This window comes from Burkholderia sp. 4NA327C6, assembly GCF_005502655.1.
GTDB lineage: Bacteria > Pseudomonadota > Gammaproteobacteria > Burkholderiales > Burkholderiaceae > Burkholderia > Burkholderia contaminans.
In genome coordinates this window covers 31,505-55,962 of record NZ_SCNZ01000044.1, presented here as the reverse complement: position 1 = coordinate 55,962, position 24,458 = coordinate 31,505, and the positions used below count along the sequence as shown (strand labels likewise).

Below are 24,458 nucleotides of genomic sequence, written 5' to 3'. Positions count from 1 at the left end.
CCCGTCGGGCGCGGCGCGCGAAGTGTCACGGGCGGGCAACTCAGCCAAGCCAGTGCTGCACGGCCCAGGTGATCCCGTAGCCGCCGGCGATCAGCCACACGTACAGGATCAGGCCGGTCACCAGCGCCCGGGGGCCGGCCGCACGGATCTGCGCGACGCGGGTTTCGATGCCGAGCGCGGTCATGGCCATCGTCAGCGCGAAGGTGTCGAGCACGTTCAGCGTGTGGGTGACGTCGGTGGGCAGCACGTTCAGCGAATTGACGATCACGAAGCCGAGGAAGCCGAGTGCGAACCAGGGCACGGCCACCTTGCGCTTGCCTTGCGCGCCGCCGGCGGTGGCGCGTGCCGAGCGGGCCAGCCACCAGCCGAGCACCAACAGCACCGGAACCAGCAGCATCACGCGGGTCATCTTGACGATCGTCGCGATGTGCGCGACCTGCGGGCTGATGTCGCTCGCCGCGCCGACCACCTGCGCGACTTCGTGGATCGTGCCGCCGAAGAACAGGCCGAGGCCGGCCGGATCGAGGTTCAGCAGCCCGGCGTGATACGCGATCGGATACAGGAACATCGACAGCGTGCCGAACAGCACGACGCTGCCCACGGCCATCGCGCTCTGGTGCGGCTTCGACTGCAGCGTCGATTCGAATGCGAGCACGGCGGCCGCGCCGCAGATCGCGCTGCCGGCGGCGGTCAGCAGCGCGGAATCGCGATCGAGCTTCATGAGCTTCATGCCGGCCCAGGTGCCGATCACGAGCGTGCTGACGACGACCAGTACCGACACCGTCAGGCCCGGCAGCCCGACCTGCGCGATTTCCTGCAGGCTCACCCGCAACCCGAAGAACGCGACCGCGATGCGCAGCAGCTTGCGCGCGGAGAAATTGACGCCGGCCGCCCAGCTGGCCGGCATGCCGTCGCGCAGCGCGTTGCCGTACAAGGCGCCGGCGACGATGCCGACGATCAGCGGCGACAGGCCGAGCCCCGCGATCGCGGGAAGCCGGGACAGGCTCGTGACGGCGGCGGCGAACAGCGCGACGAACAGCACGCCGTTCAACTGGCCGCGCATCGACGGCGCGGCGTGGCTGAGATGGGGAGTCGGAGCAGTGGACATGGAAGCACCGTGATGGAGCGTGTTGCGATGGTGTAATCCTAATTTCGTTATATCGATATGAAAAATTGTGATTTGTGACGTAAACTATCCGGAAAGCCGATAATTCATCCCCATGACCCCGGATCAACTGATAACGTTCGCCGCCGTCGCCGAGCACCTGAACATCAGCCGCGCCGCCGTGGCGCTGCATCTGTCGCAGCCTGCCGTGTCGGGCCAGTTGCGGCTGCTGCAGGACGAGTTCGGCGAGCCGCTGTACCAGCGGGAAGGCCGCGGCATCCGCCTGACCCCGGTGGGCGAACAGCTCGCGCAGTACGCGAAGGCGCAGCGCGACACATTTGCGCAGGCGCGTGCGTTTCGTGACGCGGTACGCGGCCTCGAGGCCGGCACGCTGCGCATCGGCGCGAGCACGACGCCCGCGAGTTACCTGTTGCCGTACCTGATTGCGGCGTTCCAGCCGCGCGCGCCGCGCGTGGCGATCCAGACGATGAGCGGCAACACCGCCGACGTGGTCGCGGCACTGCCGTCGCTCGATATCGCGATGATCGAAGGGCCGCCCGGCGAGGCACTGCCGCCGGGCACCGCGGTGCATGCGTGGCGCGAGGACGAGATCGTGGCGATCGTGCCGACCGGGCATCCGCTCGCCGAGCCGGATTACGCTTCGGGGGTCACGCTTGACGCGCTGGCGGCCCATCCGCTCGTGCTGCGCGAGGCGGGCTCCGCCGTGCGGCAACTCGTCGAACGCGCGTTCGCGCAAGGCGCGGCGCCGATGCGCGTCGCGTTCGAGATCGCGGGCGTCGAAGCCGTGAAGGAAGCAGTGCGGGCCGGGATGGGCGTCGGATTCGTGTCCGCGATGTCGCTGCGTCACGACGATGCCGCGCTCGTGCTGCGCTCGCTCGCGCCCACGCCGCTCACCCGTCACTTTTCCATTCTCGTGCCGCACGGAGGCGCGCCTTCGCGGGTCGCCGCCCAGTTCCTCGAGATGAGCCTCGCGCACGACATCGCCTGAGCGGGCGAACCCGGCTCGGGAACGCGCGATGCGGGCCGTCGGGTGCGCGTTCCCGCCGTGCACCGTCTTAGGGATTTCCTCTATGGCGTGGGTCTGAAGCGAGGCGCACCATCCGTCTCAAGCAAATGGAACCGGTTCCATTTCGGTGAAAAAGGGCAAAATGGCAGACATCGTGATCGTGGCGAGCGCATTCGGGATGGACCGCGTGCGTCAGGAGGGCCACAGTGCATTCATCGCGACCGCGGCGGCATCCGGTGCGACCGGCTTCGAGGTGCGGCGCGAGCTGTTCGCGTCGGAACAGGACGCCGCGCCCGGCGCGCTGGCGACGCTCGGCGCGCAGCTGGCCAGCCACGGTCTGTGGTCGGTCTTCTCGACGCCGGCCAACCTGTACACGGAAACGGGCGCGCTCGATGCGGACGCATTGCGCAGCGCGCTCGCCGAAGCCGACGCGCTCGGCGCGCGCTTCGTGAAATTCCAGCTCGGCGGCTTTGCCGGCGACGCGCACGCGGCCGATATCGTCGCGCTGTCGCGCGGCGCGCGGGCCCGCGTGGTGGTCGAGAACGGCCAGCTTCCGGTCGGCGGCGCGCTCGCGCAGTTCCGCGGGCTGTTCGACGCACTGGCCGCGGCGGGCATGCACGATGCGCTCGGCATGACCTTCGACATCGGCAACTGGCAGTGGCCGGGCGAAGCGCCGCTTGATTGCGCACAACTGCTCGCGCCGCATGTGGAATACATTCATTGCAAGGCGGTGGCGGGCGAGGGCGCGCGCCGTTTCGCGACCGCGCCGGCCCCGAACGATCCGCTCGTGACCGGCGTGCTCGCGGTGCTGCCGCAACACGCGCCGCGCGGCATCGAATTCCCGTTCGATGCGGCCGACCTGGCGGGCGATGCATGCCGGCGCGTTGCGTGGCTCGCCGCTGCGTGACGGCGGAAGGATCCTGGAGAGTTCATTCATGAAAGCAGCACTCGATGTGGTGACCTACGGCGAAGCGATGGCGATGTTCGTCGCGACCGAGCCCGGCCATCTCGCGCACGCGACGCAGTTCACGAAGCGGGTCGCGGGCGCCGACCTGAACGTCGCGATCGGCCTGTCGCGGCTCGGTTTCCGGGTCGGCTGGATGAGCCGCGTCGGCCGCGATTCGTTCGGCGGCTACGTGCTCGACACGCTGGCGCGCGAGGGCATCGACGCGTCGTGCGTGACCGTCGATCCGCGTTATCCGACCGGCTTCCAGCTGAAGTCGCGCAACGACGACGGCAGCGACCCGACCGTCGAATATTTCCGCAAGGGCTCGGCCGCGAGCCACCTGTCGTGCGACGACTACGTGGCCGACTACGTGCTCGGCGCGCGCCACCTGCACCTGACGGGCGTCGCGCCGGCGATCTCCGCGACATCGTGCGAGCTCGCGTTCAAGCTCGCGCGCGAAATGCGCGCGGCCGGCAAGACGATCTCGTTCGACCCGAACCTGCGCCCGACGCTGTGGCCGTCCGCCGACGTGATGGCGAAGACGCTGAACGCGCTCGCGTCGCTCGCGGACTGGGTGCTGCCGGGGATTGCCGAAGGGCGGCAACTGACCGGGCGCGACACGCCGGCCGACATCGCGGCCTTCTATCTTGCGCAGGGCGCGCGCGGTGTCGTGATCAAGCTCGGCGCCGAGGGCGCGTACTACCGGACGGCCGACGGCCGTGACGGAACGGTGACGGGCGAGCGCGTGCAGAACGTCGTCGACACGGTCGGCGCGGGCGACGGCTTCGCGGTCGGCGTGGTCAGCGCGCTGCTGGAGGGCAAGACGATCGAGCAGGCGGTGGCGCGCGGCAACCGGATCGGCGCGCTCGCGATCCAGGTGATCGGCGACTCGGAAGGACTGCCGACCCGCGCCGCGCTCGATCGATTCGAAAACGTCAGCAATCGCACCGATCGCTTAGAGGAAACCTTCACCGCGCAATGAGAGGCCGGACACGGCACAATCCGCGGACTCATTTCGTCGTGCATGCGCACGGCAAGGTACGGGGCCGGGACGGGCGCTGAAGCGTTTGTTCCGGTCGATTGTGGAGCATGGAGCCGGAGTAAGCGCTGAAGCGCCGACTTCGGCCGACCGCGAAGCATGGGATCCAGGTAAGCGCTAAAGCGTAACTTGGATCGACCGCGAAGCATGGGATCCAAGTAAGCGCTAAAGCGCTAACTTGGATCGACACAGGAGACATTCTGATGGCCAATACTCTCGCTGCCCGCCGCTGGTGGACGATCATGCCGATCGTCTTCATCACGTACAGCCTCGCCTATCTCGACCGCGCGAACTACGGGTTCGCGGCCGCGGCCGGGATCAACCAGGACCTCGGGATCAGCAAGGGCCTGTCGTCGCTGATCGGCGCGCTGTTCTTCCTCGGCTACTTCTTCTTCCAGATTCCCGGCGCAATCTATGCGGAACGCCGCAGCGTGAAGAAGCTCGTGTTCGTCAGCCTCATCCTGTGGGGTGCCTGCGCGGCGCTCACGGGCGTGGTCAGCAACATCCCGTCGCTGATGGCGATCCGCTTCGTGCTCGGCGTCGTCGAGGCGGCCGTGATGCCGGCGATGCTGATCTACATCAGCAACTGGTTCACGAAGAACGAACGCTCGCGCGCGAACACGTTCCTGATCCTCGGCAACCCGGTCACCGTGCTGTGGATGTCGATCGTGTCGGGCTATCTCGTGCACGAATTCGGCTGGCGCCACATGTTCATCGCCGAAGGCGTGCCGGCCGTCCTCTGGGCCGTGTGCTGGTGGTTCCTCGTGCAGGACAAGCCGGCCGATTCGCCGTGGCTCAACGCGCAGGAAAAACGCGACCTCGACGCCGCGCTCGCGGCCGAGCAGGCCGCGATCAAGCCCGTGCGCAACTATGGCGAAGCGTTCCGCTCGCCGGCCGTGATCAAGCTGTGCGCACAGTATTTCTGCTGGAGCATCGGCGTGTACGGCTTCGTGCTGTGGCTGCCGTCGATCGTCAAGAACGGCTCCGACCTCGGGATGGTCGCGACCGGCTGGCTGTCGGCGCTGCCGTATCTCGCCGCGACGATCGCGATGATTGCCGCGTCGTGGGCGTCCGACAAGGTCGGCTCCCGCCGCGGTTTCGTGTGGCCGTTCCTGCTGATCGGCGCGGCTGCGTTCGCCGCATCGTATGCACTCGGCTCGTCGCACTTCTGGATCTCGTATGCGCTGCTGGTCGTGGCAGGCGCCGCGATGTACGCGCCGTACGGCCCGTTCTTCGCGATCGTGCCGGAACTGCTGCCGAAGAACGTCGCCGGTGGGGCGATGGCGCTGATCAACAGCATGGGCGCGCTCGGGTCGTTCGTCGGCTCGTACTTCGTCGGCTACCTGAACGGTGCGACCGGCTCGCCCGTCGCGTCGTACGCGTTCATGAGCGCCGCGCTCGTCGCCGCGGTGATCCTCACGCTGTCCGTCAAACCCCAGGCGCGCGATGCGCATCCGCTCGCGACGCCGCTGCAAGGAAAATGAATCAGATGAAGCCCCGTATCGTCGCGTACAAGCCGCTGCCCGATGACGTCCTCGCGTACCTTCGCGAGCATGCGGACGTCGTGCAGGCCGACGGCGCCGCCGCCCTTGCCGATGCGCTCGGCGACGCGGACGGCGCGATCGGCGCGAGCCTGAAGGTCACGCCGCAGATGCTCGACCGCGCACCGCGGCTGAAGGCGTGGTCGACGATCTCGGTGGGCTACGACAACTTCGACGTCGCGGATCTCACGCGGCGCGGGATCGTGCTCGCGCATACGCCGGACGTGCTGACCGAGTCGACCGCCGATACGGTGTTTTCGCTGATCCTCGCGTCCGCGCGACGCGTGGTCGAACTGGCCGAGTGGGTGAAGGCCGGGCACTGGCATCGCAGCATCGGCCCCGACCTGTACGGCACCGACGTGCAGGGCAAGACGCTCGGCATCGTCGGGCTCGGGCGGATCGGCGGCGCGGTCGCGCGCCGAGCGGCGCTCGGCTTCCGGATGCAGGTGCTGTACGCGAACCGATCCGCGCATGAGGAAGCCGAGACCCAGTACGGCGCGCGGCGCGTGACGCTCGACGAACTGCTCGCGCAATCGGATTTCGTGTGCCTGCAGGTGCCGCTGTCGCCGGAAACGCACCACCTGATCGGTGCGGCCGAATTCGCGAAGATGAAGCGCGGTGCGATCCTGATCAACGCATCGCGCGGGCCGGTAGTCGACGAAGCCGCGCTGATCGATGCGCTGCGCGCGGGCACGATCCGCGGCGCGGGGCTCGACGTGTTCGAGAAGGAGCCGCTGGCGGCGGATTCCCCGCTGCTGCAGATGAAGAACGTCGTCGCGCTGCCGCATATCGGCTCGGCGACGCACGAGACGCGCCATGCGATGGCGCGCTGTGCCGCGGAAAACCTGGTCGGCGCGCTGGCCGGCACGCTGCGCACGAATCTCGTCAATCCGGATGCGCTCGCGCGTGCGTGAGCCGCGGCAGGGAATGGAGCGACCCCGGGCCGATGTCCGGCCGGCGGGGGGGGCGGCTTCGTTAGAGTCGATGGTCTTGGTGCCGGACGGCTGGCTGCGTTATGATCGCCCGCGCGTCGCATCGACAACCCGGCAATGCTGCCGGCGGCATTTCGCGACGGGTATCCGCGCCAGGTCCGGTGCGGCCGACTGCTTTTGCAGGTGACCGGGGCGGGTGCCGACGCGCCGGCGCTGACCATCGCGAAGCAGGGGATCGGCGTAAGCGGTGAAGGGCTGCGCTGGTCGACCGCGAAGCATGGGACCAGCGTAAGCGCTAAAGCGCTAACGTGGGTCGACCGCGAAGCATGGGACCCACGTAAGCGCTGAAGCGCTAACGTGGGTCGACAGGAGATTCCACCGGGTGGCTTACGTTTCCAACAACAAAGGTCCGTCTGCTCACGAAGCGGCGCGGATCGCACGTCGCGAGGCACCACAGTGACCGATTCGCAACCAACCACGACGCGTCCGGCGACGATCAGCGATGTCGCGCGCGAGGCCGGCACCGGCAAGACCAGTGTGTCGCGCTACCTGAACGGCGAGACGCACGTGCTGTCCACCGATCTGCGCCAGCGGATCGAAGCGGCCATCGCGCGGCTCAACTACCGGCCGAACCAGATGGCGCGCGGGCTCAAGCGTGGCCGCAACCGCCTGCTCGGCATGCTCGCGGCCGACCTGACCAATCCCTATACCGTCGAAGTGCTGCAGGGCGTCGAGGCCGCGTGCCATGCACTCGGCTACATGCCGCTGATCTGTCACGCGGCGAACGAAGTCGAGATGGAGCGCCGCTTCCTGCAGCTGCTCACGACCTACCGCGTCGAAGGGCTGATCGTCAACGCGCTCGGCGCCGACGAGGACGTGCTGCGCCCGCTGCGCGGCGCCGGCATCCCGGCCGTGCTCGTCGACCGCACGGTCGAAGGCTTCGAGGCCGACCTGATCGGCCTCGACAACGCCGACGCGATCGAGACGGCGCTCGCGCACCTGGTCGAACACGGTTTCGACGCGATCCATTTCGTCGTGCAGCCGTTCGAGCGCGTCAGCTCGCGGCGCCTGCGCGAGGCCGCGTTCCGCACGGCGCTGGCGGCGCGCGGGCTGACGGTGCCGTCGACGGTCGTGCTTGACCTGAACGCGCCCGACGCGGTCACGGCGGCGCTGGCCGACATCGATGTTCGCATCGACGACGCGGCACGGCGCGGCGTGCGCGCGGCGCTGTTCGCCGCGAACGCGCCGGTCGCACTCGCGATTGCGCGCCACCTGCGCGCGCGTTTCGGCACCGCATGGCAGCAGCAGGCGGCGCTGCTGTCGATCGACGATCCGGAATGGGCCGAGCTGATCGGGATCACGACGATTCGTCAGCCGACCTACGAAATCGGCTACAAGGCCGTCGAATTCGTGCACGAGCGGATCGACGGCGCGGCGGGCGACGTACGCGTCTCGCTGCTGCCGGGCGAGCTGGTTGCGCGCGCGTCGACCGCAAGCTGAGTATCATTCGGGGCACGCAGCGCGTCAGGTGCGCTGCCCCGAACAAGGAAATACATGACTGTCGCCCCCGTCACGCTGGCGGTGCTGATCGCCGCCACGCTGATCATCGCGCTCCTGCCGCTCGTCCTCTACCGACTCCTGCGCAAGCCGCTGGCGCTGAACCGCCGCGACACGATCGTCGGCGTGGCCGTCTTCACGCTGTTTGCGATGATCCTCGAGCGTGCGTTCCACGGGCTCGTGCTGAGCCAGACGCCTCCGGATGGCTGGCTTACGCAGCCGCTCACGTTCGTCGCGTACAGCGCGCTCGCGACTGCCGTATTCGAGGAAGCCGGCCGCTATCTCGGGATGCGTTTCCTGAGCCGCCGCTACGGCCCGTCGGCCGGCGACAGCCGCGGAATCGGCTACGGGATCGGTCACGGGGGCGCCGAAGCATGGTTCATCGGCGTACTCGTATGGGGCCAGTGGTCGTATCTCGCGTGGCTCGCGAGCCGCGGACAGCTCGAGACGCAGCTCGCCGACCTGCCGGGCGATACCGTCGTGCGCCTGCACGTGATGCTCGCGACGCTGTCGGCGCAGTCGATGCTGCTGTTGCTGCTCGAACGCTGCGCGGCATTCGTGCTGCAGCTCGCGTTGTCGGTGCTGGTCTGGCGCGGCGTGCGCGCCGGCCGCGCGGGCGTGTTGCCGCTCGCGATCGTGCTGCATGCGCTCGCGGCCGCACCGGCATTGCTGTATCAGGTGCGCGTGCTGCCGGCCGGCTGGGTCGAGGCCGCGTATTTCGTGCTCGCCGCGATCCTGGTCGTCGTGCTGGTGAAGGCATGCCGGCCGTCGCAATCGGCAGCCTGACGGGAGAGACGGGATGGATGACTATCTGATCGAATGCCAGAGCGCGGAATTTGACGCGCTCGCACGCGTGATCTGCGATCTCTTTCCGGAGCAGACGCGTTTCGCCGAAAGCAGCGACGCGCGCGGGCGGTTCCTGTCCGTGCAGTGGCTCGCGATGCGTTTCGGCTCGACGCCGAAGCGGATGACGCTCGATATCCGGATCGTGCCGGCCGCGCTCGCGCGCTACCTGGCGCTCAAGCCGATGCAACGGGCACGCAGCCATGCGGTGCTGCATGCGTATACGGAAGCGATGCTCGGGTCGCTCGAGGAGCGTCACGCGGCCGGCGAGGCCGTCGAGCGCGACGCGGAACTCGTACTCGACGAAGACTTTGCGTGACCGTTCGCGCCGGCGCCATGCCGGCGCGCTGCATTACGCGTCGCGGTACACCTGCGCGAAGCGCTGCGCCTGCACGACACCGTAGTCGCCGGGCGCGTACTGCATCACCCAGTCGCCGGCGACGCCACGCAGCGTGTCGCCGTTTTCCGAGCGGGCGATCGTGAACGGCTCGTCCATCCGGCGGGCGAGCACGACGGCCGGCCGGTTCCGGTAGGCGCCCGGTGCGCCGTGTGCGAGTGCCGGATCGGCGGGCAGGTATTTGGCGTCGAAGCGCGCACGTGACACGACCCAGCGGTCGCCGGTCGAGCCCGTGATCAGCGCGTCGCCCGCCACATAGCGGTTCGGGCCCTCGAGGCTCATCAGTTCGCCGTCGACCTCCGCGAAGGCAACGGCGACGGTTTCGTCCTTGACGACGCGACGGGCCTGCGGATCAGTGTGCAGGTCGAGGTGCTTGAGTTCGAGCATGGCGGGGAGGGGCGGGAAAGCTGTAAAAGCCGGGAGCTTATCCCGAATCCGGCGCGCCGTGTGACGCGCCGGTCGCCTGGAGCGGCGCGGCGCCGTTCGCCCCGCACGGGCGGTACGGCGCCGGCAGGGCGGGCGTCAGGGTTGCGCGGGTGCGCTGGCGGCCGGCGCGGCTGCCGCCTTGCCGTCCTTGCCCTTCGTCTTGCCCTTGCCGCGGTGCTCGCCGCCGTGGTGCAGCCAGCTGCGGAACGTCGTGTCGGCCAGCGCCTTCTGGTCGGCCGGGAAGCTCTCGTAGAGCGGCGCGAAGGCGTCGGCGAGCTTCTTCGCGCCGTCGGCGTTCGCCTGTGACAGTTCCGCGTACTGCTTCATGTCGTCGAGTGCGGAGACGTCGTGCTTCGCCATCCGTTCGCGATAGAGGCGGCCCATCGTGTCGCCGTTGTCGCGCATCGTGTCCGCGAACGTCTTCCACTGCGGTTCCTGCGCCGACGTGATCTTCAACTGGTCGTGCAGGTACTTGATGCGCTGCTCGACGCGCGCTTCGTGGCGCGCCTCGCGCTGCTCGGCGCTCGGGGCCGACGCCGCGGCCGTCGTGGCGGGGGCCTGGGCGGGCGCCTGCGGCTGCGCCGGGGTTTGCGCGAACGCGCTGGCTGCAACGGCGAGCGTAGCGAGGGTGAGCGAGATTTTCTTCATGGTTGGCTCTCCGGGGTGGTGTCTTGCGAGCGGGCGCGGCGGCAACTGCCGCAAGCGCGCTTCTCGCGTCGCCCGGTATTAGTAGCACGTTGCGTGCAGCGCAGCAGTGAATGCGACACTTGCTTACATCCGATACGAATCGAAATTGAAAGGTTCGACCCGGGCCCGGGCGATGGCGTTTGGGCGGGCCGGCGTTCGGCGCTATCATCGCGTCACCTTTCACTCAGCCGGCGCGTCGTGCCCCGGCCCAGCCTCATGCGTCCACCCCGCCTCGACCAACTCGACGATCTCGACCGGCAACTGGTCGCGCTGCTGCAGGCCGATGCGCGCGCCAGCGTCGCGGATCTCGCGCGCCAGCTCGACGTCGCGCGCACGACGGTCGTCGCCCGCATCGCGCGGCTCGAACGCACCAACGTGATCGCCGGCTACAGCGTCCGGCTCGGACAGGATGTGCTCGATGCGAGCATTTATGCGTACGTCGGCATCATCCTCACGCCGAAGTTCGGCAAGGACGTGTTGCGCAAGCTCGACCGGATGCCCGAGGTGCAGCTGCTGTGCGCGGTGAGCGGCGAGTACGACTACGTCGCGTGGCTGCGCGCCGATTCGCCCGAACGGCTCAACGACCTGCTCGACCAGATCGGCACGCTCGAAGGCGTCGAACGCACGACGACGTCGATCATCCTGTCGCGCAAGATCGATCGCGGGACGATCGGCGGCTGACGCTCAGGCGCGGCCTGCGTCGCGCCGTGAGTGTTGCGCCGGGGTATCGGCCCGGCTGTCGGGCTGCACCGCGCCGGGCGGCCGCGCGAGCGGAATCCGCACCGAGATGCGCAACCCGCGAGATTGCGCTTCATCCGCATACGCGAGCGCAATGTCGGCACCCATCCGGTCCGCGACGATCTTCACGATCGACAAGCCGAGCCCGGAGCCGATCTGCGCGTTGCCGGGCACGCGGTAGAACGGGTCGAACACGCGTTCGCGTTCGTGCGGCGCGATGCCCGGCCCGGTGTCGGCGATCGTCACGCATACGTGCGTGTCCGTGCATTGCGTCGACAGGTCCACGCGTCCGCCCGGCGGCGTGTAGCGGATCGCGTTGTCGACCAGGTTCATCACGAGCGACACGAGTTCGAGTTCGTCGACGGGCACGTGCGTGTCCGGGCCGTCTTCGATGCCGATGTCGATGGTCTTCGCGTCGGCGAGCGGCATCAGGTCTTCCAGCACGCGCCGATAGATCGCATGCACCGACACGTCGCTGGGCGGCGCGGCCGGCGCGTTTTGCGCTCGCGCGAGCGCGAGCAGTTGACCGATCAGATGGCGGCTGCGGTCGAGCCCGCCGCGCAGCGCGGCGAGCCGTGCGCGCGCATCGTCCGGCAGGTCGGCCTCGGCGAGGCGCTCGGCCTGCAGCGACATCGCCGTGAGCGGCGAGCGCAGTTCGTGCGCGGCGTCGGCGACGAAGCGGCGCTGCGCGGCGACCGACTGCGCGACGCGCCCGAGCATCCGGTTGATCGCGACGACGAACGGCCGCACTTCGACCGGCACGTGCTCGGCCGGCACCGGGCGCAGGTCGTGCTCGTCGCGCGCATCGATGCCGGCGGACAGCACGGCGACCGGGCGAAACAGCTTGCGCACGAGATCGGCGACGAGCAACAGCAGGATCGGGACGAGGAGCAGCAGCGGCAGCGCGGTGCGCCACGCGCTTTCGCGTGCGACGTCGTCGCGCATGCCGGCTTCTTGAGCGACCGCGATGCGCTCGCCGTTCGCGAAGGTGCGGACCATCACGCGATACGTGCTGCCGCCGGCATCGACCGTATGCAGCCCGTCGGCGAGCGACGGCGCCAGCGCGAGCCGCGGTGCGCCGTCGCTGCCCGGTTGCGGTGTGCCGCCGAGCGGCTGCACGAACACGCGCGACAGTTCGTCGCTTTCGCGTGCGTGCCCGGTACCGTCGGCATGGAGCGACGGCGCGTGCTCGCGGTCGAGCAGTGTCGCGACCTCGCGCAGCACGTCGTCCTGCAGTTCGTGCGCTTCATCGAATGCCGATGAAAACGCGAACGCGGCCGCCGCGGTCGCGACGGCCAGGATCGCGGCCGACAGCGCGACCGACAGCCGCAAGCCGATCGACTCGCTCAGGCGCTTCTTGAAACCATCCATCCCGCACCCCTGACATTCTTGATCACGGTGCTGCCGAGCTTGCGGCGCAGCGAATGGATCAGGAATTCGACTGCATTGCTTTCGACTTCCTCGCCCCAGCCGTACAGGCGATCCTCGAGCTCGCGCCGCGACAGGATCGCGCCCGGGCGCACCAGCAACGCGCGCAGCAGCGAGAATTCGCGATTCGACAGCGGCACCGGCGCTTGCCCGTCGACGGCGGCCTCGCGCGTGGCCGGATCGAGCGACACGATTCCGTTGCTCAGCAGCGGCGCGGCCGAACCGGCCCGGCGCCGGATCGCGACGCGAATCCGCGCGAGCAGCTCGGCCATCTCGAACGGCTTCACGATGTAGTCGTCGGCGCCGCCGTCGAGGCCGGCCAGGCGATCGTCGAGCCCGTCGCGGGCGGTGACGATCAGCAGCGGTGCGCTGGCGTCCTTCGCGCGGATGGCGGCCAGCACGTCGAGCCCGTCGCGGCCGGGCAGGCCAAGATCGAGCAGGACCAGGTCGTAGGGCTGCGCGGCGAACGCGGTCAACGCGCGCACGCCGTCGGTGACCCAGTCGGTGGCGTACGACGCGTCCTTCAGCGCGGCGTGGACGGCCTCGCCGATCATCGGGTCGTCTTCGACGAGCAGTATTCGCATGCGTGTTCTCCGTGCCGTGCAAACGCCGCCAGCGTATGCGATTCCCGCACGGGCGTCACGCGGCACGCGCGCTGCGATCCTTATTTGCCGCTGAACCGGTCGATTGCCGCGAGCAGGCTCTTCATCGCGGCGGCCGAATCGGCCTGGGTCGGATGGTCGGCACGCAGCGCGGAAAGCGCGCGGTCGATCTCCTGGTCGACCGTGTGCCAGTCGGCGGCCGCGCGCGGCTTGAGGCCGGCCTCGGCCGAGTCCCACGCGATCTCGAGATCCTTGATGCGCGTTTTCGCGCCGGGCAGGTCGCCCTTGGCGACGAGCGTGTTCACGTCGACCGCGATCGTGCGGAACTGCGACAGGTCGCCGAGCTTCGATGCGCGGGCCGCGGCAGGCGATGCGGCGGCCGACGCGGCCACCGGAGTCGCTGCGCTTGCATCCTGCTGCTTCGAGCAGCCGGCGGCGGCGCCCAGCAGGGCAATCGTGGCCGCGGCCACGGCGAGGCGGGAAACGGGATGGGGAATGCGCATGGCGTGTCCTCGATGCGATGAACGGAAAAAGCGGAAAGGAAAGGGCGTCATTCGGCGGTACCGGCGCGCGTGCGCGGACTGCTGCCGAATTGCGCGACGGCGACGAGCAGCACGATCACGGTCAGGAACAGCAGGCTCGTCCAGGCGGCGCCGAAGCCGAGCCCGCCATAGGTGCGGGCCTGCGTGAGCAGGTCGCCGAGCGAGGCGCCGAACGGGCGCGTCAGGATGTACGCGATCCAGAACGCGAGCACCGCGTTGACGCCCAGCCGCCACATCACGAACACGGCCGCGATCAAGCCGCCGAAGCACAGCGCGCCGAGCGTGAAGCCGAGCCCGAGCGCCTCGGTCGCGAGATCGCCCGCGGCGGTGCCCAGCGCGAACGTGCAGAGGATCGCGGCCCAGTAGAACAGCTCGCGCCGCGGCGTGACGATGGTGTCGATCGACAGCGTGCCTTCGACGCGATGCCACACGAAGAAGATCGCGGCGAGCGCGACGGCAAACGCGGCGGTGCTCGCATAGAGGCTGACGTTCAGGCCGTCGGTGAGCAGGTCGGTGATCTGCGTGCCGACGATGCTGACCAGCACCACCGTGAGCCAGTAGATCCACGGCACGTAGCGGCGCGTGCGCAACTGCAGCCACAGCGCGATCGCGAGCAGCGACGCCATCGCGATGCGGGTGACGGTCTGGCCGAGGCCCGCGTTGACCGCGAGAAAGTCGGCGCCGGTTTCGCCGACCGTGGTCGACATGATCTTGATGATCCAGAACGACAGCGCGACGTCGGGCACCTTGTTCAGCCAGTGCGGCGTGCGATGGACAGGCAGGGATTGCATGCGATGCCTCCTTGGAAATCGGGTGGTCGGCATGCAGTCTGAAACGGAAGACTTAGGCCAGCCATAGCGAGGCCGGCAGCGCGCAAAAAGCGTCATTTCGACGTTTCGACGAAATACGTGGTCGAAACGTCGAAAGTATCGGTCGTTTCGCATCATTCTTCGTCTTGGAACTGATTTTGCGCGTCCCTACACTGTGTTCATGGCTCAACGCCGTTCACAACACCAACCCATCATCAGGAGATAAGCGCATGAAAATCGCCATCGTCGGCGCAGGTCTGATCGGCCACACCATTGCTCACATGCTGCGTGAAACGGGCGACTACGAAGTCGTCGCGTTCGACCGCGATGCGGATGCGCTTGCGAAGCTGTCGCGCGAAGGCATCGCGACGCAGCGGGTCGATTCGGCCGACGCGAACGCGATTCGCGAAGCAGTGAAGGGCTTCGATGCGCTCGTCAACGCGCTGCCTTACTACCTCGCGGTCAACGTTGCCGCCGCCGCGAAGGCTGCCGGCGTCCACTACTTCGACCTGACCGAAGACGTGCGCGCAACCCACGCGATCCGCGAACTGGCCGAAGGCTCCGACCGTGCGTTCATGCCGCAGTGCGGCCTCGCACCGGGCTTCATCGGTCTCGCCGCCCATGAACTGGTGAACGGCTTCAGCGAAGTGCGCGACGTGAAGATGCGCGTCGGCGCGCTGCCCGAGTATCCGACCAACGCGCTGAAGTACAACCTGACGTGGAGCGTCGACGGCCTGATCAACGAATACTGCCAGCCGTGCGAAGCGATCCGCGACGGCCGCAAGCAGTGGGTGCAGCCGCTCGAAGGCCTCGAGCACTTCTCGCTCGACGGCACCGAATACGAAGCGTTCAACACGTCGGGCGGCCTGGGCACGCTGTGCGAGACGCTGTCGGGCAAGGTCGAGACGCTCGACTACAAGTCGGTGCGCTATCCGGGCCACCGCGATCTCGTGCAGTTCCTGCTGGAAGACCTGCGCCTGTCGACCGACCGCGACACGCTGAAGTCGATCATGCGCCGCGCGGTGCCGTCGACGAAGCAGGACGTCGTGCTCGTGTTCATCACGGTGACGGGCGTGAAGGACGGCCAGCTGGTGCAGGACGTGTTCACGCGCAAGATCTTCGCGAAGGACGTGTGCGGGATGCACATGAGCGCGATCCAGATCACGACGGCCGGTGCGATGTGCGCGGTGCTGGATCTGTTCCGCGAAAAGAAGCTGCCGCAGAGCGGTTTCATCCCGCAGGAAAAGGTGTCGCTGAAGGCATTCCTGTCGAACCGCTTCGGCAAGCTGTACGAAGGCGGCACGATGGAGCGCGTGCACGAAGTGGCCTGATCACCCGCCAGCCTCAGGCACGAGGGCCGTACGACGCCGGGAGCGCAGCAGCGCTTCCGGCGTTGTTTTTTGCGGGTGACGAAACAGAGCGGCCGGCCAGGCCAAAAAGAGCGGCCGGTCAGGCCGGCAGCGGCGGGACGATCGCGGCCGCCGCCGGGGGCGGCGCGATGCGGTACAGCAGTGCATCGACGTCGGCATCGGATGGCGCGGTATTGTCGAACATCACGATGCCGTCGCATTCGTGGCCGGTGGGCACGAAGCGGCGCTGCCGGTATTCGTCCCAGTGCGCGAGCTTGTACGCATCGTTCGGGTTGCCGCGCGCGACGATCCGCTGGTGCGCGACGTCTTCCGACGTGTAGACCCAGACCACCGTCAGCGTGACGTCGGGCGCGATGCCGAGCCATGCACGGTCGAGAATGCGGCGATCGCGCACTTCGCGCGACAGCGGGCCGACCACGAGTGCGCCGATGCCGAGCGCGAGATTTTCGCGGGCCGTGTCGAGCAGGCCCTGGTATTCGGGATCGCGCAGGTGCTTCAGGTAGAGCGGGCTGTCGCGGTCGTTCGGATCCTCGGTGAGCGCACCCATCGCGGCCGAGCTGTAGCGGCCGTACAGCGTGTCCTTGTCGAGCAGGCAGAAGGCCTCGCCGGTCGCGCGCATCAGCGGCCCGATGAGCCGCTTCGCGAGCGTGGTCTTGCCGGTGCCGGCGTGACCGCAGAAGAACACCAGATGCGTCACGAAGCGTTGCCTCCCGAGCGCGGGCTCGACGCGCCGTTGCGCTTGTCGCCGCGCGAGAAGACTTCCGCTTCCAGCCACATCGCATTGATGATGCCGAAGCCGAGCGCCACGCCGATGCCGAGTATCCACGAGAAATACCACATGGGTCTGTCTCCTTGACGGTTGGGCCGCACGCCGTGCGGCCGGGGGGCCGAAGTGCCGGGTGCGCATGCTGCGGCGCACGCAGCCCGATCATGACCAATATCGTCGTGCCGCGCAAGCCGGGCCGCCCGCGCAGCAAACCGGTAAACTGATGCGCAAACCGCAACGTCACGACAACATGCTGATCAACTGTGCTGCATACCAGGACGGCCGCAAGCTGGCCGACATCGATATCGACGCCATCAGCGACTACGTGTCGAAGCCCGAGTGCTTCGTGTGGGTCGCGCTGAAGGATCCGACACCCGACGAACTCGACCTGATGGGCGAGGAATTCGGGTTGCACGAACTGGCGCTCGAGGATGCCCGCAAGGGGCATCAACGGCCGAAGATCGAGGAGTACGGCGATTCGCTGTTCGCGGTGCTGCATACGGTCGAGCTGGACGACGACGATGAATTCAATGTCGGCGAGCTCAACGTGTTCGTCGGCCCGAACTACGTGCTGTCGATCCGCAACCATACCGAGCACGATTTTCGCGACGTGCGCAAGCGCTGCGAGCGTGAGCCGCATCTGCTCCGGGAAGGTTCGGCATTCGTGTTCTACGCGCTGATGGACCAGGTCGTCGACCGCTATTTCCCGATCCTCGAAACGCTCGGCGCCGAACTCGAGGAGCTCGAGGACCGCATCTTCGCGAAGGCCACGCCCGCCTCGTCGCGCGCGATCATCGAGGATCTCTATTCGCTGAAGCGCCGGCTCGTGATGCTGTACCAGCACACGGCGCCGCTGCTCGAGCCGCTCGCGAAGCTCACCGGCGGGCGCATTCCGCAAGTCTGCAGCGGCATGGAGCCGTACTTTCGCGACGTGTACGACCATCTGCAGCGGATCGTGAAGACGATCGAAGGGCGGCGCGAGATGGTGGTCACGGCGATCCAGGTCAACCTCGGGATGATCTCGCTGGCGGAGAACGAGGTGACGAAGCGGCTCGGCTCGTTCGCCGCGCTGTTCGCGATCCCGACGATGATCGCCGGCATCTACGGGATGAACTTCGCGAACATGCCCGAACTGCACCTGAAATACGGCTTCTACGGCTGCATCGCCGTGATGGTCGCCGCCGACTTCGGGTTGTGGTGGCGCTTCAAGCGGGCAGGGTGGCTGTAGTCCCGCTTCACGCGCGGGGCGGCGCGTGCTTGCCGACCACGACGCGCCACGGACGCACGCGCCACGATTTCACGAGGCCGTTCTGCACGTACGGATCGGCGCGCGCGAACGACTCGGCCGCCTCCGGCGAATCCCCTTCGAAGACGAGCACGGCCTGGTCGGCCGGGTCCGACAGCGCGCCGGCGAGCACGAGTTCGCCGCGCTCGGTCGCCGCCTGCGCAAGCGCGAGGTGCTGGGCGCGGAACGGTTCGCGACGGGACAGGTAATCGTCGACGAGTTCGTAGGTCAACTGGTAATGCATGGCGGCTCCGGGAAGAATCGCGGCGGCCGGTGCGTCAGCGCGCCGTCGGTCAGTGTGCTGCGGGCAGTATAGGGCACGCGCACGGCGGCGGCACGACGCGGAGGGCGGCGCGCTTCTGTGGCCATAAACGCAACTAACGGTCTGAGTGTCGTCCGCCCTGGAATCCCGGCCGCGACGCGCCTTCGATGCAGCCCGGTCTACAGGTGACCCGGCGGGGGGCGTCCCTACGCCTTGTAGCCGATCGTGCGCAGCAGGTCCTTGCGCCAGCGGATGTCGTCGTCATTTTCGACGCCGAGCGGCCCGAAGCCGTCGACGACGCCGACGATCCCGCGTCCTTGCGCGGTTTCCGCGACGATCACCTCGGTCGGGTTCGCGGTCGCGCAATAGATCCGGCAGACCTCCGGCACGGCCTTGATCGCATTGAGTACGTTGACCGGAAAGAAGCCGTCGCCGAGGAACACGATGAACGCGTGACCGGCGCCGATCGCGCTGGCGTTGCGGCAGGCAAGGTCGACGAGCGCCGCATCGGTGCCGGAGTGGCGCACCAGTCGCTTGCCCGACGCCTCGCAGAATGCGAGCCCGAAGCGGATGCCGGGCACGGTGCCGACCAGCGCCTCGTGGATGTCCTCGACGGACTTGATGAAATGCGACTGGCCGAGGATGAAGTTCACGGTCTCGGGCTTGTCGACGGCAACGGTTTGCAGTTGCAGCATGGCGGACCTCGTCTCGCGATGCGGCGCGTGGGCCGCAATGGGCTCTTCAAGCTTAATACGCGGCAGCCGGCGACGAAAGCGGCGAGGGCGGCCTATCCTTCGTAGTGTGTGGCGCGTGCGCTGCGCGATGTCAACGGAGGAAGACATGGACGTGCGACAAGGCTTCGTCGACTGCGTGGGGCGCACGCCGCTGATTCGCTTGACGAAGCTCAGCGCCGAGACGGGCTGCGAGATCCTCGGCAAGGCGGAATTCATGAATCCGGGCGGGTCGGTGAAGGACCGCGCGGCACTCTACATCATCCGCGACGCCGAGCGGCGCGGCGTGCTGAAGCCAGGCGGCACCGTGGTCGAGGGCACGGCGGGCAACACCGGCATTGGTCTCGCGCATATCTGCGCGGCGCGCGGCTATCGCTGCGTGATCGTGATTCCCGACACGCAATCGCCGGACAAGCTGGCGATCCTGCGCACGCTCGGCGCCGACGTGCGCCCGGTGCCGGCGGCACCCTACCGTGACCCGAACAACTATCAGAAGATTGCCGCGCGGCTCGCGGACGAACTCGACGGCGCGGTGTGGGCCAACCAGTTCGACAACGTCGTCAATCGCCAGGCGCACTACGAGACGACCGGGCCCGAGATCTGGCGCGATACGGCGGGCACGATCGATGCGTTCGTTTGCGCGACCGGGACGGGCGGCACGCTGGCGGGCGTGAGCCGTTTTCTGAAAGAGCAGAATCCGGACGTCCGGATCGTGCTGGCCGACCCGCACGGCAGCGGGCTCTACGGTTACGTGAAAACGGGCGACCTCGGCGCGGAGGGCAGCTCGATCACCGAAGGAATCGGATCGACGCGCGTCACGATGAACCTGGCGGGCACGCCGATCGACGACGCCGTGCGGATCGACGATCAGCAGTGCGTGACGATGGTCTACCGGCTGCTGCGCGAGGAGGGGCTGTACGTCGGCGGATCGAGCGGCATCAACGTCGCGGCGGCGGTCTGGCTGGCCCGCCGGATGGGCCCGGGGCACACGATCGTGACCTTGCTGTGCGACCGTGGCGACATCTATCGCACGCGGCTGTTCAATCGGGAATGGCTGCGCGAAAAGGGACTGGATCCGGGGGACTGAACGCGTGTATCGAGTCGGTGCGAAGCGCGGCAGCGCCGAGGTTTTCCATCCGCCGGAATGCGACCTATGCTGAACGAATCCGGTGCGAACGCCGTTCGCCCGTTTCGTCCAGACGAGGTATGCCATGCCTGTGTCAGCCACCCTGCAGGATTGCCTGCGTCAGAAGTCATCGCGGTACGAAGTGGTGTACCACCCCTATAGCCATACGAGCATGGAGACGGCCGCCGCCGCGCATATTCCCGGCGATCGCCTCGCGAAAACCGTGCTCCTCGAAGACGACGAAGGCTACGTCGCCGCCGTATTGCCGACCACGCACGCCGTGCGCCTGTCGGATCTCTGGGTGAAGACGGGACGCCATCTCGTGCTCGCCCGGGAGGTCGAGCTGCGCGAGCTGTTCAAGGATTGCGACATGGGCGCGTTGCCGCCGGTGTGCATGGCGTACGGCATGAAGACGTTTCTCGAGGAACGTCTCGCGCAGCAGCCGGAAGTGTATTTCGAGGCCGGCGATCACGAAGCGCTGATCCACATGATGCAGGATGAATTCCTGACGCTGATGGAGACGGCCGAGCGCGCGCATTTCTCGCACAAGATGCAGGGCATGCACTCCTGATGCGCGCGGTGTGTGGGCGCTGATCGGTGCGTGCCTGACGGGTCACGTGGAGAGGCGGTAAATGGTCGCGCGATAGTTAATTCGGTATGCGAAATTATTTTCCGTGAGTTGTAGGATGCCAGGTCCATCATGAAATTTGTATCGCATTGCTGACTAACTTTTTCTGGATATCCGGAGTGTTTCGGACGTTCAGAAGAAGCTGTGTCGACCAGCTCGAGGCAGTTGATCAGCACATCTGGCGACCGATGGGGGCGCCGATGAGGGGAGACGTGCATCCTGCCAGTCGCATCGGGAGCGGGCCATTTTGGTGCGTCGCGGGAAATATGCCGATATTTATGATGAAGCAGATTAATATCCGGTTTTGCATATACCCATACAATTCAATTACCGTTTTTATAATAAAAGGCTGATTTCTGCTTACCGGAATATTATTTGAGTAAACCCTCCAAACTTTGTATTCGGGTATCAAATAAAGTTTGACGTCAAAATTTTTTCCTTGCTATCTTCTGCACCCAAGTGAACGGCGCCGCTGACATCACCGTGTAACGAACGGTGGGTCGTCATACGAAATGTAAGGTGCCGCCCGCTCGGCTGACAATTGCCTGAACGTGCTGGCGCGTTTTTTTCGGTGCATAACCGGGCCGCGCCGGCCGGAACGATTCCTTGAAAAAGAATGAATTTGCATTCGAATTGAATTCTTTCAATTTGGATTGCTAATTGAATTTGAAATGAAATGTTCGGGTTGATGTGGTGGTGATGCCGACCTGGCTTCGCCGCCGGCAGCAATCCGATACTGGGCGAATCGCTTGGGGGATGGATGGTGGGCATGAAAGTCGAAGAACGTCTGGCTACGTCGAACAGCGGACTGGCTACGCTGGGCCGTCCGCGAGAGTTCGGCAAGAAGCAACAGAACCCGGTACGCCGGTTCGGCGGCATCGGAATCGTCCTGGTGCTGCATGCCGTGCTGATCTACGCGCTGCTCAACGGCCTTGCGACGAAAGTCGTGCAGGTGATCCAGCACCCGATCGAAACCCGCATCATCGAGCCGGTCAAGCCACCGCCGCCGCCGCCGATGCCCGTCGTCAAGCTCCCGCCGCCGAAATTCGCGCCGCCGCCGCCGCCGTTCGTCCCGCCGCCGGAAGTGCCGGTGCAGGCGCCGCCGCAGGCGACGATAACGCACCAGGCGGCCCCGGTCCCGTCCGCGCCGGCCGTGCAGGCGCCGGTCGTGGCGCCTCCGGCGCCGGCCAAGCCGGTCAGCCATGACGTGGGGGTGGTTTGCCCGAATTCGGACACGCTTCGCGCGTCGATCCAGTACCCGAAGGAAGCGCAGGAAAACAACATCACGGGTGACGTGACCATCGAATTCGTCGTGGACGCGGAAGGGAACATCACGAACGAGCGCGTGGCGCAGTCGGCCGATCCGATCCTCGATCGCGCTGCCTTCAACACCGTGAAGCGATTCAAGTGCGTCGCGCAGGGCCAGCCGGTACGGGTCCAGGTACCGTTCTCGTTCAATCTGAATTGATGCAGTGGGCGGCCCGGTGTGATCCGGGCCGGAGAAAACCATCTCGAACTGGCATATTAAGTTCATCGAATTAACTGGAGTGGGGTATGACGAAGCGTTCACTGGCCGCGCTGGCGGCAAGCATCCTGATGTCCGTCGCCGCAATCGACGGGTTCGTTGCACCGCAGCTCGCCCACGCGCAGGCAAGCGGCGCGGCCGGCACGTCGGCACAGGCCGCGGCGCCGTCGGCTGCGCCGGCGCAGGTTCCGGCCGCCGCCGAGCCGGCTCCGCCGCCCGCGCCGGCCACGACGGAAGCGGTCGAGAATCCGTACGGGCTCGGCGCGCTTTGGAAGAACGGCGATTTCGTCGCCCGTTTCGTGCTGATCCTGCTCGTGATCATGTCGATGGGAAGCTGGTACATCATGATCACGAAGTTCGTGGAGCAGTTGCGCGCCAATCGCCGCGCGAAGCTGGCGGACGCGCAGCTCTGGTCCGCGCCGTCGCTGGCCGAGGGCGCCAAGCTGCTCGACGAGGCATCGCCGTTCCGCTTCATCGCCGAAACGGCGATCGAGGCCGGCGAGCATCATGACGAGGCGCTGCTGGAAGCCGTGGATCGCAATACGTGGATCGACGTGTCGGTCGAGCGCTCGATCACGAACGTGTCGAACCGGATGCAGGACGGGCTCGCCTTCCTCGCCACGGTGGGCTCCACCGCGCCGTTCGTCGGGCTGTTCGGCACGGTCTGGGGGATCTATCACGCGCTGACGGCCATCGGCATCGCCGGCCAGGCATCGATCGACAAGGTCGCCGGCCCGGTGGGCGAGGCGCTCATCATGACCGCAATCGGCCTCGCCGTCGCGGTGCCGGCGGTGCTCGGCTACAACTTCCTGGTTCGCCGCAACAAGTCGGTGATGGAGCGGGTGCGCAACTTCGGTGCGCAACTGCACACGGTGCTGCTGGCCGGCAACCGGCGCCCGGTGCGCGCGTCGTCGCCGGCAACTGCGTCGCTTGCGAACTGATCGGCTGACGGAGACGCGCGATGGCCATGAACGTCGGGCAGGACGATAGCGACGAGGTGATCGCCAACATCAACACGACGCCGCTCGTCGACGTGATGCTGGTGTTGCTGATCATCTTCCTGATCACGATTCCGGTCGTGACGCACACGATCCAGCTTCAGTTGCCGAAGGAGACGGTGCAGCCGCTGCAGACGACGCCGAAGAGCATCGAGATCGCGGTGAACCGCGACGGCGATTTCTTCTGGGGCGAGCAACTGGTGGACGCACAGACGCTGCTCGCGAAACTCAAGGACGTGTCGCAGCAGCAGCCGCAGCCGAGCGTCCACGTGCGGGGCGATCAGAACACGCGCTACGAGTTCATCGGTCGGGTGGTCACGATGTGCGAGCGCGCGGGGATCGCGAAGCTGTCGTTCATTACGGAGCCGCCGGCGCGCGGGGGATAGTCGCGCCGCGCAATCGTGGCGGGATAGGGGGCTGGCGGCAAGTGGTGGAGCGCTGACGCCGGTCGAGCGCGAGGCATGGGATCCACGTACGCGCTGAAGGGGTGACGTGGGTTGAGCGCGAAGCATGGGACCCACGTAAGCGCTGAAGGGCTGACGTGGATCGACCGCAAAGCATGGGATCCACGTAAGCGCTAAAGCGCTAACGTGGATCGACCGCGAAGCATGGGACCCACGTAAGCGCTAAAGCGCTAACGTGGATCGACCGCAAAGCATGGGATCCACGTAAGCGCTAAAGCGCTAACGTGGATCGACAGGAGTCGACGATGGGAATGAATGTGCCTTCGGGCGGGAGCAATGCCGAACCGGAAGTGATGGTCGATATCAACACCACGCCGCTGATCGACGTGATGCTGGTGTTGCTGATCATGCTGATCATCACGATCCCGATTCAGATGCATTCGGTGAAGATGGACCTGCCGGTGGGGAATCCGCCGCCGCCGGCCGCGCCGCCGGAAATCGTGCAGATCGACATCGACTTCGACGGTACGACGACATGGAACGGCGCGCCGGTGCCGGACCGCGCGACGCTCGAGTCGAAACTGACCCAGGTGGCAGCGGAGCCCGTGCAGGCGGAGATCCATCTGCGCCCCAACAAGCTGGTGCCGTACAAGGACGTGGCCGCGGTGCTCGCCTCCGCGCAACGCGTGGGCGCGACCAAGATCGGCCTGATCGGTAACGAACAGTTCATGCAATGACGACACG

29 protein-coding genes are annotated in these 24,458 nt (G+C 67.0%); 17 read left to right on the top strand and 12 right to left on the bottom strand.

Features of this window, described 5'->3' with window-relative positions; genetic code table 11:
• Positions 1–40: 40 nt before the first annotated feature.
• On the bottom strand, positions 41–1,108 hold the full coding sequence (locus FFS49_RS32350) for a YeiH family protein (RefSeq protein WP_105816631.1): 1,068 nt from the start codon (positions 1,106–1,108) through the stop codon (positions 41–43).
• A gap of 112 nt (positions 1,109–1,220) precedes the next feature.
• On the opposite strand from FFS49_RS32350, the gene FFS49_RS32345 reads away from it, so the two are divergent.
• From FFS49_RS32345 to FFS49_RS32310, 8 genes are all read left to right on the top strand, one after another.
• On the top strand, positions 1,221–2,114 hold the full coding sequence (locus tag FFS49_RS32345; protein WP_105816630.1) for a LysR family transcriptional regulator: 894 nt from the start codon (positions 1,221–1,223) through the stop codon (positions 2,112–2,114).
• Between the two features lie 160 nt (positions 2,115–2,274).
• Positions 2,275–3,039: a TIM barrel protein gene (locus FFS49_RS32340; protein ID WP_105816629.1), complete on the top strand. Its 765-nt coding sequence runs from the start codon at positions 2,275–2,277 to the stop codon at positions 3,037–3,039.
• Between the two features lie 28 nt (positions 3,040–3,067).
• Positions 3,068–4,060: a sugar kinase gene (locus FFS49_RS32335; protein WP_039358016.1), complete on the top strand. Its 993-nt coding sequence runs from the start codon at positions 3,068–3,070 to the stop codon at positions 4,058–4,060.
• Between the two features lie 260 nt (positions 4,061–4,320).
• Positions 4,321–5,601, top strand: coding sequence for an MFS transporter (locus FFS49_RS32330; protein WP_071334535.1), 1,281 nt, complete (start codon positions 4,321–4,323; stop codon positions 5,599–5,601).
• Positions 5,602–5,606: 5 nt separating this feature from the next.
• Positions 5,607–6,572 carry an NAD(P)-dependent oxidoreductase gene (locus tag FFS49_RS32325; RefSeq protein WP_105816667.1) on the top strand — a complete coding sequence of 322 codons (966 nt, stop codon included), beginning with the start codon at positions 5,607–5,609 and terminating at the stop codon, positions 6,570–6,572.
• A gap of 474 nt (positions 6,573–7,046) precedes the next feature.
• The gene (locus FFS49_RS32320) at positions 7,047–8,090 is read left to right on the top strand and encodes a LacI family DNA-binding transcriptional regulator (RefSeq protein WP_105816627.1); all 1,044 of its coding nucleotides are present in this window, start codon (positions 7,047–7,049) and stop codon (positions 8,088–8,090) included.
• A gap of 54 nt (positions 8,091–8,144) precedes the next feature.
• A complete protein-coding gene (locus tag FFS49_RS32315; protein ID WP_071334532.1) occupies positions 8,145–8,933 on the top strand; it encodes a YhfC family glutamic-type intramembrane protease in 789 nt (262 codons plus the stop codon).
• Positions 8,934–8,946: 13 nt separating this feature from the next.
• Positions 8,947–9,309: a DUF3022 domain-containing protein gene (locus tag FFS49_RS32310; protein ID WP_039357935.1), complete on the top strand. Its 363-nt coding sequence runs from the start codon at positions 8,947–8,949 to the stop codon at positions 9,307–9,309.
• A gap of 33 nt (positions 9,310–9,342) precedes the next feature.
• Here FFS49_RS32310 and FFS49_RS32305 read toward each other — a convergent pair whose 3' ends face one another.
• Together FFS49_RS32305 and FFS49_RS32300 are read right to left on the bottom strand one after the other, a co-directional pair.
• Positions 9,343–9,774, bottom strand: coding sequence for a PGDYG domain-containing protein (locus FFS49_RS32305; protein ID WP_105816626.1), 432 nt, complete (start codon positions 9,772–9,774; stop codon positions 9,343–9,345).
• Between the two features lie 135 nt (positions 9,775–9,909).
• Positions 9,910–10,461 carry a Spy/CpxP family protein refolding chaperone gene (locus FFS49_RS32300; protein WP_071334530.1) on the bottom strand — a complete coding sequence of 184 codons (552 nt, stop codon included), beginning with the start codon at positions 10,459–10,461 and terminating at the stop codon, positions 9,910–9,912.
• Positions 10,462–10,716: 255 nt separating this feature from the next.
• Between FFS49_RS32300 and FFS49_RS32295 the strand changes: the two genes are divergently transcribed.
• Complete coding sequence (locus FFS49_RS32295) at positions 10,717–11,181, top strand: Lrp/AsnC family transcriptional regulator (protein WP_006481526.1); 465 nt, start codon at positions 10,717–10,719, stop codon at positions 11,179–11,181.
• Positions 11,182–11,184: 3 nt separating this feature from the next.
• Here the strand turns inward: FFS49_RS32295 and FFS49_RS32290 are convergent, their stop codons facing one another.
• The 4 genes from FFS49_RS32290 to FFS49_RS32275 all read right to left on the bottom strand — a co-directional run bounded on the left by FFS49_RS32290 (position 11,185) and on the right by FFS49_RS32275 (position 14,601).
• Entirely contained in the window at positions 11,185–12,609 is a 1,425-nt protein-coding gene (locus tag FFS49_RS32290) for a HAMP domain-containing sensor histidine kinase (protein WP_105816625.1), read from the bottom strand.
• Positions 12,585–13,250 (bottom strand): response regulator transcription factor, encoded by a 666-nt coding sequence (locus tag FFS49_RS32285; RefSeq protein ID WP_039357951.1) that lies wholly within the window; start codon positions 13,248–13,250, stop codon positions 12,585–12,587. The genes FFS49_RS32290 and FFS49_RS32285 overlap by 25 nt, the downstream gene beginning before the upstream one ends.
• Positions 13,251–13,330: 80 nt before the next feature.
• A complete protein-coding gene (locus FFS49_RS32280; protein WP_039357954.1) occupies positions 13,331–13,771 on the bottom strand; it encodes a hypothetical protein in 441 nt (146 codons plus the stop codon).
• Between the two features lie 47 nt (positions 13,772–13,818).
• Positions 13,819–14,601, bottom strand: a complete 783-nt coding sequence (locus tag FFS49_RS32275; RefSeq protein ID WP_105816624.1) for a hypothetical protein — start codon at positions 14,599–14,601, stop codon at positions 13,819–13,821.
• Between the two features lie 248 nt (positions 14,602–14,849).
• On the opposite strand from FFS49_RS32275, the gene FFS49_RS32270 reads away from it, so the two are divergent.
• Positions 14,850–15,950, top strand: coding sequence for a saccharopine dehydrogenase C-terminal domain-containing protein (locus FFS49_RS32270; protein WP_039357959.1), 1,101 nt, complete (start codon positions 14,850–14,852; stop codon positions 15,948–15,950).
• Between the two features lie 118 nt (positions 15,951–16,068).
• Here FFS49_RS32270 and FFS49_RS32265 read toward each other — a convergent pair whose 3' ends face one another.
• Positions 16,069–16,686 carry an ATP-binding protein gene (locus tag FFS49_RS32265; RefSeq protein ID WP_039357963.1) on the bottom strand — a complete coding sequence of 206 codons (618 nt, stop codon included), beginning with the start codon at positions 16,684–16,686 and terminating at the stop codon, positions 16,069–16,071.
• On the bottom strand, positions 16,683–16,829 hold the full coding sequence (gene cydX, locus FFS49_RS32260) for a cytochrome bd-I oxidase subunit CydX (RefSeq protein WP_039357973.1): 147 nt from the start codon (positions 16,827–16,829) through the stop codon (positions 16,683–16,685). The genes FFS49_RS32265 and cydX overlap by 4 nt, the downstream gene beginning before the upstream one ends.
• Before the next feature lie 176 nt (positions 16,830–17,005).
• On the opposite strand from cydX, the gene corA reads away from it, so the two are divergent.
• Positions 17,006–17,983, top strand: coding sequence for a magnesium/cobalt transporter CorA (gene corA, locus FFS49_RS32255; RefSeq protein ID WP_039358023.1), 978 nt, complete (start codon positions 17,006–17,008; stop codon positions 17,981–17,983).
• Positions 17,984–17,990: 7 nt separating this feature from the next.
• On the opposite strand, the gene FFS49_RS32250 is transcribed toward corA, so the two are convergent.
• Both FFS49_RS32250 and FFS49_RS32245 read right to left on the bottom strand, forming a co-directional pair.
• On the bottom strand, positions 17,991–18,284 hold the full coding sequence (locus FFS49_RS32250) for a YciI-like protein (protein ID WP_039357977.1): 294 nt from the start codon (positions 18,282–18,284) through the stop codon (positions 17,991–17,993).
• Positions 18,285–18,508: 224 nt separating this feature from the next.
• Positions 18,509–18,997 (bottom strand): adenosine-specific kinase, encoded by a 489-nt coding sequence (locus FFS49_RS32245; RefSeq protein WP_105816623.1) that lies wholly within the window; start codon positions 18,995–18,997, stop codon positions 18,509–18,511.
• A gap of 145 nt (positions 18,998–19,142) precedes the next feature.
• Between FFS49_RS32245 and FFS49_RS32240 the strand changes: the two genes are divergently transcribed.
• Both FFS49_RS32240 and FFS49_RS32235 read left to right on the top strand, forming a co-directional pair.
• On the top strand, positions 19,143–20,120 hold the full coding sequence (locus FFS49_RS32240; RefSeq protein ID WP_105816622.1) for a cysteine synthase A: 978 nt from the start codon (positions 19,143–19,145) through the stop codon (positions 20,118–20,120).
• Between the two features lie 124 nt (positions 20,121–20,244).
• Positions 20,245–20,730, top strand: a complete 486-nt coding sequence (locus FFS49_RS32235) for a YbaK/EbsC family protein (RefSeq protein ID WP_046545780.1) — start codon at positions 20,245–20,247, stop codon at positions 20,728–20,730.
• Positions 20,731–21,195: 465 nt separating this feature from the next.
• Here FFS49_RS32235 and FFS49_RS32230 read toward each other — a convergent pair whose 3' ends face one another.
• Positions 21,196–21,558: a hypothetical protein gene (locus FFS49_RS32230; RefSeq protein WP_137909935.1), complete on the bottom strand. Its 363-nt coding sequence runs from the start codon at positions 21,556–21,558 to the stop codon at positions 21,196–21,198.
• On the opposite strand from FFS49_RS32230, the gene FFS49_RS32225 reads away from it, so the two are divergent.
• The 4 genes from FFS49_RS32225 to FFS49_RS32210 all read left to right on the top strand — a co-directional run bounded on the left by FFS49_RS32225 (position 21,557) and on the right by FFS49_RS32210 (position 24,451).
• The gene (locus tag FFS49_RS32225) at positions 21,557–22,255 is read left to right on the top strand and encodes an energy transducer TonB (protein ID WP_039357984.1); all 699 of its coding nucleotides are present in this window, start codon (positions 21,557–21,559) and stop codon (positions 22,253–22,255) included. The two genes, FFS49_RS32230 and FFS49_RS32225, sit on opposite strands and share 2 nt — an antisense overlap.
• A gap of 86 nt (positions 22,256–22,341) precedes the next feature.
• A complete protein-coding gene (locus FFS49_RS32220; protein WP_105816621.1) occupies positions 22,342–23,253 on the top strand; it encodes a MotA/TolQ/ExbB proton channel family protein in 912 nt (303 codons plus the stop codon).
• A gap of 20 nt (positions 23,254–23,273) precedes the next feature.
• Positions 23,274–23,696, top strand: coding sequence for a biopolymer transporter ExbD (locus tag FFS49_RS32215; protein ID WP_021160935.1), 423 nt, complete (start codon positions 23,274–23,276; stop codon positions 23,694–23,696).
• 323 nt (positions 23,697–24,019) lie between these two features.
• Complete coding sequence (locus FFS49_RS32210) at positions 24,020–24,451, top strand: biopolymer transporter ExbD (protein WP_039357991.1); 432 nt, start codon at positions 24,020–24,022, stop codon at positions 24,449–24,451.
• Positions 24,452–24,458: the final 7 nt, after the last annotated feature.